This window comes from Streptomyces phaeolivaceus (genome assembly GCF_009184865.1).
GTDB classification, from domain to species: Bacteria; Actinomycetota; Actinomycetes; order Streptomycetales; family Streptomycetaceae; genus Streptomyces; species Streptomyces phaeolivaceus.
The window spans coordinates 9,925,291-9,937,346 of the sequence record NZ_CP045096.1; the positions used below are offsets into that span (position 1 = coordinate 9,925,291).

The 12,056-nt window shown below is 66.4% G+C and carries 14 protein-coding genes and 1 pseudogene; 12 read left to right on the forward strand and 3 right to left on the reverse strand.

Translation table 11 applies throughout. The features are described 5' to 3' along the window. Nucleotides 1-160: 160 nt before the first annotated feature. Nucleotides 161-367 carry a hypothetical protein gene (locus F9278_RS48575; RefSeq protein WP_319023137.1) on the reverse strand — a complete coding sequence of 69 codons (207 nt, stop codon included), beginning with the start codon at nt 365-367 and terminating at the stop codon, nt 161-163. Between the two features lie 184 nt (nt 368-551). On the opposite strand from F9278_RS48575, the gene F9278_RS45155 reads away from it, so the two are divergent. From F9278_RS45155 to F9278_RS46645, 3 genes are all read left to right on the forward strand, one after another. Continuing rightward, the gene (locus F9278_RS45155) at nt 552-2,177 is read left to right on the forward strand and encodes a (2,3-dihydroxybenzoyl)adenylate synthase (RefSeq protein WP_152173481.1); all 1,626 of its coding nucleotides are present in this window, start codon (nt 552-554) and stop codon (nt 2,175-2,177) included. Between the two features lie 4 nt (nt 2,178-2,181). Beyond that, the gene (locus F9278_RS45160; protein WP_152173482.1) at nt 2,182-3,405 is read left to right on the forward strand and encodes an FAD-dependent oxidoreductase; all 1,224 of its coding nucleotides are present in this window, start codon (nt 2,182-2,184) and stop codon (nt 3,403-3,405) included. Between the two features lie 665 nt (nt 3,406-4,070). Then, complete coding sequence (locus F9278_RS46645) at nt 4,071-4,262, forward strand: hypothetical protein (RefSeq protein WP_193241927.1); 192 nt, start codon at nt 4,071-4,073, stop codon at nt 4,260-4,262. A gap of 12 nt (nt 4,263-4,274) precedes the next feature. On the opposite strand, the gene F9278_RS46650 is transcribed toward F9278_RS46645, so the two are convergent. Further along, complete coding sequence (locus tag F9278_RS46650; protein WP_193241928.1) at nt 4,275-4,430, reverse strand: hypothetical protein; 156 nt, start codon at nt 4,428-4,430, stop codon at nt 4,275-4,277. A gap of 44 nt (nt 4,431-4,474) precedes the next feature. After that, entirely contained in the window at nt 4,475-5,221 is a 747-nt protein-coding gene (gene dapB / locus F9278_RS45175; protein ID WP_152173483.1) for a 4-hydroxy-tetrahydrodipicolinate reductase, read from the reverse strand. A gap of 306 nt (nt 5,222-5,527) precedes the next feature. Between dapB and F9278_RS47940 the strand changes: the two genes are divergently transcribed. The 9 genes and pseudogenes from F9278_RS47940 (at nt 5,528) to F9278_RS45215 (ending at nt 11,959) form a co-directional block, all read left to right on the forward strand. Further along, the gene (locus F9278_RS47940; RefSeq protein ID WP_226967227.1) at nt 5,528-5,683 is read left to right on the forward strand and encodes a DUF4259 domain-containing protein; all 156 of its coding nucleotides are present in this window, start codon (nt 5,528-5,530) and stop codon (nt 5,681-5,683) included. A gap of 709 nt (nt 5,684-6,392) precedes the next feature. Continuing rightward, nucleotides 6,393-7,841 carry an FAD-dependent tricarballylate dehydrogenase TcuA gene (gene tcuA, locus F9278_RS45185; protein ID WP_152173484.1) on the forward strand — a complete coding sequence of 483 codons (1,449 nt, stop codon included), beginning with the start codon at nt 6,393-6,395 and terminating at the stop codon, nt 7,839-7,841. Nucleotides 7,842-8,086: 245 nt separating this feature from the next. Further along, nucleotides 8,087-9,463: a lysine N(6)-hydroxylase/L-ornithine N(5)-oxygenase family protein gene (locus F9278_RS45190; RefSeq protein ID WP_226967228.1), complete on the forward strand. Its 1,377-nt coding sequence runs from the start codon at nt 8,087-8,089 to the stop codon at nt 9,461-9,463. A 21-nt stretch (nt 9,464-9,484) separates the two neighbouring features. Next, on the forward strand, nt 9,485-9,760 hold the full coding sequence (locus tag F9278_RS45195; RefSeq protein ID WP_152173485.1) for an MbtH family protein: 276 nt from the start codon (nt 9,485-9,487) through the stop codon (nt 9,758-9,760). A 74-nt stretch (nt 9,761-9,834) separates the two neighbouring features. Further along, on the forward strand, nt 9,835-10,248 hold the full coding sequence (gene panD, locus F9278_RS45200; RefSeq protein WP_152173486.1) for an aspartate 1-decarboxylase: 414 nt from the start codon (nt 9,835-9,837) through the stop codon (nt 10,246-10,248). Between the two features lie 224 nt (nt 10,249-10,472). Continuing rightward, a pseudogene (locus F9278_RS49135) lies at nt 10,473-10,622 on the forward strand (IS21-like element helper ATPase IstB); the annotation flags it as partial. Between the two features lie 227 nt (nt 10,623-10,849). Next, a complete protein-coding gene (locus F9278_RS48370) occupies nt 10,850-10,984 on the forward strand; it encodes a hypothetical protein (protein WP_264300201.1) in 135 nt (44 codons plus the stop codon). Between the two features lie 310 nt (nt 10,985-11,294). After that, the gene (locus F9278_RS47955; RefSeq protein WP_226967409.1) at nt 11,295-11,462 is read left to right on the forward strand and encodes a hypothetical protein; all 168 of its coding nucleotides are present in this window, start codon (nt 11,295-11,297) and stop codon (nt 11,460-11,462) included. A gap of 248 nt (nt 11,463-11,710) precedes the next feature. Continuing rightward, on the forward strand, nt 11,711-11,959 hold the full coding sequence (locus tag F9278_RS45215) for a hypothetical protein (RefSeq protein WP_193241929.1): 249 nt from the start codon (nt 11,711-11,713) through the stop codon (nt 11,957-11,959). Nucleotides 11,960-12,056: the final 97 nt, after the last annotated feature.

Below are 12,056 nucleotides of genomic sequence, written 5' to 3' on the forward strand. Positions count from 1 at the left end.
GGGCAGCACTTCGTGGACGACCGTGCGCGGCCTCCGCGAACTGGGCGGCCCGTACGGCCTGTCTGTCGGGGGCGGGCACGGTGTCGGCGTTGAAGGTGGCGAACGACAGCGAGGCGCGGAAGGCGTCCAGCAGCCGCACACCGAAGTCCGCGGGCGGCGGTCAGCCGAGCACTCCGACGGCCACATGGCGGCCGTCGGCGTTCAACTTGGCCAGGAAACCGGGAAGTCGGGGACCCGCCACGACATCGATCACCGCGTCGAAGCCGGCCGGCGCGTCCGGGCCGCCCGCGCCGGAGCGGTTCAGGACATGGGTCGCCCCCAACTCCCGCAGACGGGCGCCGCGTTCCTGCGACGACGTGGTGACCACGAGGTGTCCACTCCCTCGCCCACCGAGGTCACGCGCCCGGCCACCTCGCTGCCGAGGACAGGGCCCTCCCGGAAGCCGTACGAGGCGAGCGTTCCCCGGCGGACAGGATCCAGCACCGTTGATCGTGAAGTTAGGGTAGCCTACCCTCTCTGGGCTGGGAGGCAGCTCCTCGAAGGGAAACCAAGTGAGCATCGAACCGTTGGCCCTTGACGGGGTCGTTCCGTTTCCGTCGGAGACGGCAGCCAAGTACGTCGCCGAGGGGTACTGGCGCGATCAGACGCTGCCGGAGCTGCTGTTCGCCACCGCGGAGCGCTGCCCCGACAAACTCGCTGTCATCGACCGCAAGGCCGAGTTGAGCTACGCACAGCTCACGGACGAGGTCCTGCGCCTCGCTGCCGGCCTGCGGGATCTGGGGCTGAGCCGTGGCGACCGGGTGGTGGTACACCTGCCCAACATCTATGAGTACATCGCCTTCGTCTTCGCCTTGTGGGAGCTGGGGGCGGTTCCCGTCGTCGCTCCCATCGCGCACCGTCGTGCCGAGATCGAGCACTTCGTCGAGATCACCGAGGCGCGTGCCTACATCACGGTCGCCTCGGACAGCGGTACCGATCTCGCCGCGATGGCCGCCGACCTGAAGCAGCGTTGGCCCCATCTGGAGCACACCGTAGTGCTCGAACGTGATGGCGGCGGCGCCGAGTACAAGGCGTTGCAGTCGAAGGGATCGCTCGAGCACGCGCGACGGTGCAGCCCGCAGGACGTCGCTCTGTTGCAGATGTCGGGCGGCACGACGGGCGTTCCGAAGCTGATGCCGCACACTCACCAGACGTACGGCTACGCACTGCGCCGAAGCGTTGGGGAACGCGGCATCACCGAGCAGACCGTGCATCTGCTGGTCATACCGATCTGTCACAGCATGTCGACGCGTTCGCCCGGATTTCTCGGTGCGTTCAGCGTGGGCGCCACCATCGTGATCGCACCGAACGGCAGCCCCGATGCGGCGTTCCCGCTGATCGAGAAGCACGGGGTGACCCGCGTTTCGCTGGTACCCCCGATCCTGCTGGCCTGGCTGAACTCCTCGCTCCGCAAGTCCTATGACATCTCCAGCTTGCAGGTGCTCATGTGCGGCGGCGCGAAGCTGACCGAATCAGTGGCGGGGCGGGTCGAGCCGGAGTTCGGCGTGCAGCTGTCGCAGAGCTTCGGGATGGGCGAGGGCCTGGTCGTCAGCAATCCCGCCGACGTCGATCGGGCCACCAGCGTGCGATACCAGGGCCGGCCGGCATCGGCGGCCGATGAGATCCAGGTCATCGATGACGAGGGCAACGAAGTGCCACCCGGTGCACCCGGTCACCTGCTGACCCGGGGACCGTCGGTGATTCGCGGGTACTACCGCAACCCCGAGCAGAACGCGCTGGCGTTCACCAGCGACGGCTTCTACCGCACCGGTGACATCGTCGAGCGGGACGAGCGCGGATTCATCAGGGTCGTGGGACGGTCGAAGGACCAGATCAACCGGGGCGGCGAGAAGATCGCGCCCGAGGAGCTGGAGAACGCGCTGCTCACTCATGCCGGCGTCCACAACGCCTCCGTCGTCGGCGTCGATGACGAGGTTCTCGGCGAACGTGTCAAGGCGTACCTGATTCCCCGGACGCCGGAGAGCGCGGCCGAGCTGACCTTGGGCAAGCTGCGCCAGTTCCTGCGCGACAAGGGCCTCGCCACGTTCAAGCTTCCCGATGTCGTGGAGGTCGTCGACGAGTTCCCGTACACTGCGGTCGGCAAGGTCAGCAAGCGCCTGCAGCGCGAGCTGAGCTAGGCGCATGTCGAACCAGACAACAACACGCGTCCTCGTCGTGGGCGCGGGCCCCGTCGGAATGGTCTGCGCGCTGGCGCTGAATCGGCGCGGTATCCCGGTGACCGTTCTCGAGTCCGAGCCGGCGCCGGTGCGGGATCAGCGCGCGGCGACCATCCATCCGAGCACACTGGAGATGCTCGACGCCCTGGGCGTCACCGAGAAGATCCGGGCGCACAGTCTGCTCTCGAGCACCTATCGCTTCCACGACCGGCCGACCGGAGAGGTCGTGGCGGAGTTCGATCTCGGCCGGCTCAAGGACGAGGTCCGGTTCCCGTACGTACTGCAGTACGAGCAGTACAAGCTGACCGCTGCCATCGCCGAGGAATACGCGAACGAATCCGACTTCGACGTCCGGTTCTCCCACACGCTGACCGGTCTGACCCAAACCGCGAGCGGCATCGAGGTGGAGTACACCTCACCCGCCGGCCCAGAACGCATGGCGGCGGCCTACGTCGTCGGCTGTGACGGTGGCCGATCGACGGTACGCAAGCTCGCCGGTATCGAATTCGAAGGATTCACCTATCCGGAGCGGTTCATCAAGATCGCGACCAGCTTCGACCTCAAGACCGTCAAGCCGGATCTGGCGTTCCGCAACTACTTCTCCGACCCCCATGAGTGGGCCAACGTGTTCAAGGTGAGGGGAGAGACGCCCGAGGGGCTCTGGCGAGTGATCCTGCCGATCGGCCACGACGAGGACGACGCCACCGCGTTGTCACCGGCGCGCGTCGAGCAGCGGCTGCAGAAGTTCCTCCCGAAGACCGGCTCGTACGACGTCGAGTACCGCAACGTCTACCCGGTCAATCAGCGCGTGGCCGCGACCTTCCGTCAGGGGCGCATCCTGCTCGCCGGCGACAGCGCGCACGTCAACAACCCGATCGGCGGCATGGGCATGAACGGCGGCATCCATGACGCCGTCAACCTGACGGAGAAGCTCGCGAAGGTGATCGCCGGTGCGGCCGGCGACGACCTGCTCGACCTTTACAGCCGCCAGCGCCGCCATGCCGCGGTGAACTACGTACAGGCCCAGACGATCGCCAACAAACGGCTGTTGGAAGAACGCGACCCCGAGGTGCGTCGACACAACTTCGACGAACTGCGCCGCACCGCCGGGAAGTTCGACACCGCCCGGGCCTACATGCGCCGCGCGGCCCTGTTCGACAGCCTGCAAGACGCTGCCGCCATCACCTGAGGAACACGATCCCGGGTTCGCCGAGTCTGGTGCGGCACAACGCGCCGTACTGCACCAGACGGTGAAATCCACTCAGGAGGTGTTCTTGATCCCTACCGAGGGGGTTTTGTAGTCCGTAGCCCCGTGGGGTGCCAGTCGTCGGTGGACGGCGGCTCGGGCGGATGTGCCCGGCCTGTGGTGACCGGCTGAGGCCTGATGCTCAGCCGGGCGCCGTGTACTGCTCGTATGTGTACGACGCCGGGGGCGCTGCGCAGCGGGAGCTGCGTCGGCTGGATGCCGAACGGCAGGCCGACGAAGCAGCCCAGGCCCACCTTTCCTCGATGGTTTCCCTCTGGGTGCCGACACCGGAGGCGTACTGTGTCTGGGCAACGGATTTGGCTCGGCGCGGAGCTGTCGGCGTGGTACCCGGACCATCCAGATCTCCGCGGTGGGCCTGGAAGCCGACGTACCCAGGCCGACCCTCGCCTGACCTGGGCCACCGCCCCAGCCGAAGATCTGGCACATCACGTTCCCGGCGCGGCAGACGCCGTGGTGTGCGACTCGGCGATCTGGAAGACCGACGTGCCACAGGTGTTCGCCGCCGTCCACCACCCCGACGAGACCAGCGCGCGCACCGGACCGTCGCTGAACACCTTGATCCGTCAGACCGCGGCCCGTGACTGCCCGTGCTCGACACCGAGATCGTCGCTCAGCACAGCACAATGGCCGAGAAGAAGGCGTGGCTGTCGAGTCCGGTCTTCGCCCGACCCGACGGGGAGTTCACGCACGCTCAGCGGAAGGACAACCTCGACAAGGCGTACTCGCTGACCACCCCCGACACGCCTACCGTGGCGAGCTGGCTCGCGGTGGTCGCGTAGCGGCCCAGGCTGTCACTCGCCGACGGTCAGGCGCCCGTTCACCACCAGCTCCTGCACCGTCATGCGGAGAAAGCCGGAACCTGCCTGCCGAGGCATCGGGCTGATCCCACGGGCATCGAAGGTCGCCACCCGGTATCCGGCGCCGACCGGCGCCAGGACCTGGTGCAAGGACCTGGTGCAAGGGCCATACGTTGCCCTGCCGTTGCTTTGTTTCAGCCCAGGCCCAGTACGGCGTCGAGTCCGACCGTCACTCCGGTGAGACTGGGGACGGCGCGTAGCGCGGTGAGCACTCCGGGCATGAGGGACTCGCGTGTTACGGAGTCGTATCGCAGCCTCAGAATCTCGCCGTCGACGCCGAACAGCACCTCTTGCGAGGACATGAACCCACGGACTCGGACCGAGTGTACGGAGACTCCGTCGATCCGCCCGCCCCGCACGCCATGTGGGTCGAGGTAGGTGGCATCGGGTGACGGGGCGCAGCCCGCTTCGGCGCGAGCGCGACCGATCAGTTCGGCCGTGTGCTGCGCCGTTCCCGATGGCGCGTCCACCTTGTCAGGGTGATGCATCTCGATGATCTCGACAGACTCGAAGAACGGGGCGGCCTTTGCGGCGAACTTGGTCATCAGCACCGCACCGAGCGAGAAGTTCGGAACGACGAACACGCTGACGTCACCATGGTCGACCAGCGCGGCACGGATCTGCTCCACAGCCTGCTCGTCGAAGCCGGATGTCCCCACCACCACATGAATGCCTTGCTTGATGCACCACTGGACTTGCTCGTGGGCAACGTCCGGCGGCGAGAACACGAGCACGACATCAGCGTTGTGGTCGACGATGTCCTGCACGTCGTCATCAATGTCGATCTCGGCAACCACGGTCAAGTCGGAGCTTGCCTCAATCGCGCGGACCGACGCCACGCCCATCCGCCCGCGGGCCCCCAACACAGCAACTCGAGTCATATGGTTAGCCTAACCTATGTTGACCGCCCGGCTCCAGTGTCTGAGTCTCACGGATGGGATCTGCGAACGGGGCGGATCCGGACGCCAGAAGCTGCTTCAGCGGCGCAAGCGTTATCAAGCCGGAGGGCCGAACGCGTTGACGTGCACTGGTTGGCTGCGGATGTGAGCCCTGACTCTGGCTCTGGCTCAACTTGCGTGGGGTAGTTGCTCTCCGTGATGGTGAGGGCTCGCGGAATCGAACGGGAAGTTGCCCGAAAAGAGGGGGACTTGCTGTTCGCGGGGTGAACGTACGGGGCCGCGAACGACATGGGCGGCTGGGACACTGGCCCCTTCGGCATCGACACGGCAGCGGACTTCGCCAACTCCCTCGACGACGCCGAACCCGAGGAGCGCGAGGCACCGGTCCGTGGCATCCTCACGCGCACCGTCGACGCCACCGGCCGGCTCACCGAAGGAGAATAGGTGGTGGCGTCGACGGTGGCTGATTGCGGCGCAATGCCGTGACGGCGACCCGATCGACACACCTTGCGGCCCTGAAGAACCCATGCCCGCCTTCCCTGACGATCTCCAGGCGCTCGCGGACGAGGCCCTCGCTCGCGGCATCGTCAACCGCCTTCGCGCGGTCCTTGCTCCGCCGTCACCGTCCATCCCACTGTTCGATATCGAGCAATGACAGAGCGTCACCCACCACAAAACCTGAGCCAGAACCTGAGAACTGACATCGCCTGGTGGTCGGCTTCGGCACCATCGAACGGCCTCGCACCGGGCCGCGTCAGCCCCCTTTCCAGCAGCCCCGGGAGGGGCCCGGTTGCGCGGGGTTCGATCGCCGGGGGGCAGAGCCGCGACCCGGAGAAGCGGGCGTTGGTGAGGTATCGCCGCCCGGTTGATCACCTTCGCCCCGGCCGTCAAGCCACCGCGCACGCTCCCTCGCCCGACTCGTCACCTCAGTGGCAGTGGTCCAGAACACACCAACATTTAACTTAGGTAAGGCTAAGCTGCATTACTGCAGGCCGAGCGGCGGGCCAAGGGCCGGCTGCGGCTCGCACGGACAGTGCCGCCGCTCAGCCCGGCCACGGTCGATGCCGGCCGGTCGGGTTGTCTGTGGCGATTCGCCCGGGTTGACGAGGCAGCTTGGTTTCCGAAGGAAGTGGCTGTCGGTGGGGAGGTGGACATGCGCGATCCGGAAGTTGTTGTGGTGGGCGGAGGAAACGCCGGTTACTGCGCGGCTCACGCGGCGGCCGAGCGCGGGCGACGCGTAGTGCTGCTGGAGAAGGCGCCGCGGGCGCACGCCGGCGGGAACAGCTACTACACCCTGGGTTCGACCCGGATGGTGCACGACGGGCTCGGCGACCTGCTCCAGGTCCTTGAGCCTGATGAGCGTCACGCGCGTACCGAGGTCCCGCCGTATCCGGCGGCGGAGTTCCTGGCCGATCTGGAGCGGGTCACCGGAGGGCGGGGCGACAAGGAACTTGCCGAGGCTGTCGTCGAAGGCTCGCGTGACGCTGTCCGCTGGCTGCACGCATTGGGGCTGCGATTCCAACTGATGTATGAGCGGCAAGCTCACGAGAGTCCCGACGGGACCTTCGTGTTCTGGGGTGGATCGCACGTGTCCAACATCGACGGCGGACCTGGGCTGATATCGGCCCATGAGCGCATCGCCTCACGACTCGGAGTCGAGGTGCGCTACAACTGTTCGGTCACGGGGCTGATGACTGACGGTGGTTCGGTCGTCGGCGTTCGGATAGGCGATCAGGAGCTGCCGGCGGAGTCGGTGGTGATCGCCAGCGGCGGTTTCGAGGCGAATGCGCAATGGCGTCAGCGTTACCTGGGAGACGGCTGGCAGCACGCGAAGGTGCGGGGCACGCCGTACAACACCGGTGATCTGATCGGCGCGGCGCTGGAGATAGGCGCAGATCGTGGAGGTGACTGGTCGACTTGCCACAGTGTTCCGTGGGACGCGTCATTTCCCGAGAACGAGAGCAATCGTGCCTTGACGAACAGGCTCAGCCGGTACGGCTATCCGCTCGGCATCGTCGTCAACCGCCGGGGCCAACGGTTCTTCGACGAAGGCGCGGACTTTCGCAACTATACGTACGCGAAGTACGGCAAGGTGATCCTCGAACAGCCGGGTTCGGTGGCGTTTCAGGTATTCGATGCGAAGTCGCGCCCGATGCTGGCGGCGTACGAGTACGAGATGCCCGGGATCGTCCCGGTCGTCGCCGACAGCGTCGAAGAGCTTGCCGCGGCCATGGATGTCGATGTCGACGGATTCGTGCAGACGGTTCGGGAGTTCAACTCGTCGATCGACACCAGCCGTCCGCTCGATCCGACGATCAAGGACGGCCGCAGCGCAGCGGTGGAGCCCGTCAAGAGCAATTGGGCATCGGCGGTCGAGGCGCCGCCGTACTACGCGTATCCGGTGACTTGTGGAATCAGTTTCACCTTCGGTGGCCTGCGCGGTGACGTTGACGGCCGGGTGCTCGATCGGTCGGGTGAGCCCATCCCCGGACTCTTCGCGTGCGGTGAAACGCTCGGCGGGCTCTTCAGCGCGAACTACCCGACGGGCGCCGGCCTGACCGCCGGAATGGTGATCGGGCGACGTGCCGGCTCGCTCGCCTGAGCCGCTGCTCAGGACGCGTGCACACGTGCGGTCGGAAGCCGCCGTGCGGCCCGCATGCCTCGGGACGAGCGTCGGCCGCCGATCGGACCGGCGATCTCCTCGGAGGTGCGTCGCGGTGGCTTGCGGCACACAACGACCGAAGTTAGGCTTACCTAAGTTATTGGTGCTATGGTTGGCCCTCGATGAGGGATGGCCGGTCATCGCGCCGTTCGTTCGCGACCTGCGGCAAAAGGGGCCATCGCCGGATGACGAAGGATGAGTTGGTCAATGGCGGTGACCGTCATCTCGGATCGGGAGAGTGCGCCGACGGCGAGGTCGACATTCTTGGTATCGGTTTCGGGCCGTCGAATCTGAGCCTGGCGATCGCGATCGAGGAACTCAATGAGCGTCGACCTGCGGGCCGACGGCTGACGGCGAGGTTCGTCGATGCCCGGCGGCAATTCGGGTGGCATGACGGGATGTTGTTGCCGGGCGCGACCATGCAGATCAGTTTCCTGAAGGACCTGGTCTCGCCGCGAACCCCGACCAGTTCGTTCACGTTCCTGAACTACCTGCATGAGCAGGGGCGGGTGTCCGACTTCATCAATCTCAAGACGTTCTTCCCGACGAGACGTGAGTTCCACGGGTACTTGAGCTGGGCCGCGAGCCGGATCGACCTTCCGGTCTCCTACGGTACGAGGGCGACCCGTATCGACTGGAGTGGCGGGAGGTTCGAGGTCACGCTCGAGTCCGTGGTCGACGGCTCGGAGGTGACGAAGGTCGCGGCACGTCATGTGGTGATCGGCTCCGGAAGCCGGCCGGTGCTGCCGGAGGGGATCGAGCCGGGACCCAGGGTGTTCCACAACCATCAGTTGCTGAACAGGCTCGCCGAGTTGCCCTCGCGGACGAACGGCCGCTTCCTGGTCGTAGGGTCCGGGCAGAGTGCGGCGGAGGTCGCTGCGTACCTGCACGATTCGTATCCCGATGCCGAAGTACACGCGTCCTTCCGCCGGTACGGCTATACCCCGTCCGACGACACGCCCTACGCCAACCGCATCTTCGATCCGGAGGCGGTTGACGAGTTCTACACGGCACCGCCGGAGCTCAAGCAGCAACTGCTGGACTATCACTGGCAGACCAACTACTCCGCCGTCGATGCCGACCTCATCGAGGATCTCTACCGGCGTGAGTACGACGAAGGCACGCGTGGTGTGCGTCGGCTGATCGTGCACCGGGTCACCGGGATCGAGCGGCTGAGCGAGGGCTCCGACGGGGTCACAGTGACGATCCGTGACCTGGGAAACCGGGGCAGCACCACGCTCGAGGTCGACGCCGCCATCTTCGCCACCGGGTTCCGTCCCGCGGACACCCGCGGCATGCTCGGGCCGAGCATTGACGGGTCGTCCTCGTTCGAGGGGGATCGCCCGATCGTCGAGCGTGACTACCGGCTGCGTCTGCGCAGCGTTCCCGAACGGATCTTCTTCAACGGCGGGGTCCTGCACAGTCACGGGTTGACCTCGTCCCTGCTGTCCAACGTCGCGATCCGCGCCGCCGACATTCTGCGTGCGATCACCGGCGAGCAGCCCGATCACCCCGCCACCCGGCAACGATTGCCTGCTGCGAACCGGACCGACCCCCGATAGGAACAACGAGGAGCAGCACTCATGGCCCAGAACCCGTTCGACGACGACAACGGTTCCTTCTACGCGTTGATCAACCGCGAGGAGCAACACTCGTTGTGGCCGACGTTCAAGCCGGTGCCGGCCGGTTGGAGCATCGCGTACGGCGAACCCGGCGGCAGACCGCGCCAGGAAGTACTCGACTGGATCGACGAGCACTGGACCGACATCCGCCCGAAGTCGTTGCGCGATCACATTTCCCGGTACGAGACACACAACACCGACAAGGCCGCCGGCACCTCCGATGCCGCCCTTGCGTAGCAAGGCAGCCCGAACATCATCGTCTGATCCGCAGAACGCACCCCGCACAACTCATAGAGGAAGAGGACCCGGACATGCTTCGCGAAGTCCTGGGCGGAAAAATCCACCGCGCCACTGTCACCCAGGCCGACTTGCACTACGTGGGTTCGCTGACACTCGATGAAGACCTCGCGCGTGCCGCGGGCCTGACCGAAGGTGAGAAAGTTCAAGTCGTCGACATCACCAACGGGGCCCGTCTCGAGACCTACATCATCATCGGGGCCGCCGGAAGTGGCGAAATCTGCATCAACGGCGCGGCGGCACATCTCATCCACCCCGGCGACCTGGTGATCATCATGTCTTTCGTGCTGGCCGAGGAGTCCGAACTGGCCGACTACCAGCCCAAGGTCGTGCACGTCGACGCCAACAACCGCATCATCGCCTTGGGCAATGACCTCGCCGAGCCGGTCCCAGGGGCGGACGATCAGGTTTCTTCTCGCGTGAGGTGAGCCTTCGTCACCAAGCCGGTGATATCGCGAACGGGTGCTTGTGGGCGGCATGGTTCTCCACCGGCAACTGCAGTGGCCCACTGAACTTGAGCCGGCCACCGGCACCCGACTCGACCGCTGTGGTTTCGCAGACGAGTCCCGACACGACTGGGTTTGGTGGCAGGTTCCAAGGCCCATGCAACGAGTGTTCGCCTCCTCCGGCCAGGAGGTCTTCTTCGAGGGCCGCCAACCCCGACATCGACCCCGCCGTCGTGCACTCACTGGCCAACCATGAAGGGGTGAAGTAGGGCCTGCCGCTGTGCCTGGTCGGCGACTCCAGCACTGGTGAATCGCACCTGATGATCGCCCTCGGCACGGAAGTCGCCTGCTCCGGCCTTGAGGCGGAACGCCTCAGCGCCGTCGACGCGCGTACGTGTGCTGTGCCGGTGTGGACCCAGATCAGCAACGGACGGCGGGGATGACCTGTCGAATCCGACCGTGCTCCCGGAGTCGGCGGCGGGCCGCCGGTGTTCATAGCCGCGAAGACCTCACGCCGTCTCACGGTGCACCTCCTGACTTTGCGGGAGGTCGAAGCCGTGCGAGTGGTGGACCTGACGCCGGGATGCGACGGGCCACGCTGAGCGGCGAGCAGCTCTGCGAGTGCACCTCGGCGAGCGGCTTCCCGCAGTCGGCCTTCGACTCCCCTGCATTCGATGACGACATCCGTCTGGTGTTCCGTTGCCCCGGCCGTGCCTAGCCGGTGCTGCCGGTGCAGCAGGAGAGGGGCGTGGACCTGCCGAGGAACCCGCGGCCCCTGTCGAAGGTCTACAGGGTGCGTCGCTGGGACCCCGAGGCAGGTGAGCTGGACGTGGACTTCGTCAGGCTGGATTTATCAGTGGGTTCTGCTGCCGCAACCATCTCGTCCTGGTGCCCAAGGTCGCCACGTCGGCCGAGCTCAACGCACTGGTCGACGACTGGGACGAGGCCGATGACGTCCACCGGGGTCCGGTCGCGCCCGCAGGCCATCACTGAACGCTTCGCGCTGGAACGGCCGTTACCGGCCCTCGGTGCCGGACGAGGTCTTCGAAACCGGCCGCGTGTTCACCCCGCGAGTGGACCGCTACAGCCACGGCAGCCGCCTGGAGCTGGACCACTGGGCCTGCTGCTGCACGGGCACCTGGACCACGGCGACGTCGTTGACGGGATCGCTGCCGCACTTCGTGCGGGTGTTCTGACTGCGGACGCGGTCGCCCCGGAGGCCCGCAAGGCCGCCGATTCCCAGTCCGGACTGGTCTTCGATGGGTTGGACGTGTTCGCCGACTCGCCGTCCTCACTGCCGAAACAGCCGCAGGCCACATCGCTGACGTTCTGGCGGCCGGCCCGACTGCCGGCCCGACTGCCGGCCGATACCCGACTGCTTCCGTCGGTTGCGGCCTACGACGAGTTGCTGCGGCTTCACCGCAGGCCACAGAGGTGAGACGGGATGACCAGCAACCGCCATCGGGGCATCACCGAGCAAGCCGCCGACGTCGCGATCGACACCGACTGCCGGGCACTTCGGCTGCCGACGATCCGCGCGGAGTTCCCCGACGTCGCCTCGACCGCCGAACGCGAGCAGATGACCTACCGCGGATTCCTCGCCGAGCCGCTGACGGCCGAGGGCGACGACCGGGCCAGGCGCTCCGGCCGAGTGCTGGACGAGTTGTCGGGTGGTCAGCGCCAGCGGGTGTAGTTGGCCATGGCGGTCGCGCAGCACACGAGCATGAGTACTGGGGTGGGCGGCACCACGTTGCAAGGTTAGCCTAACCTTCATTAAGGTTACGGTGATC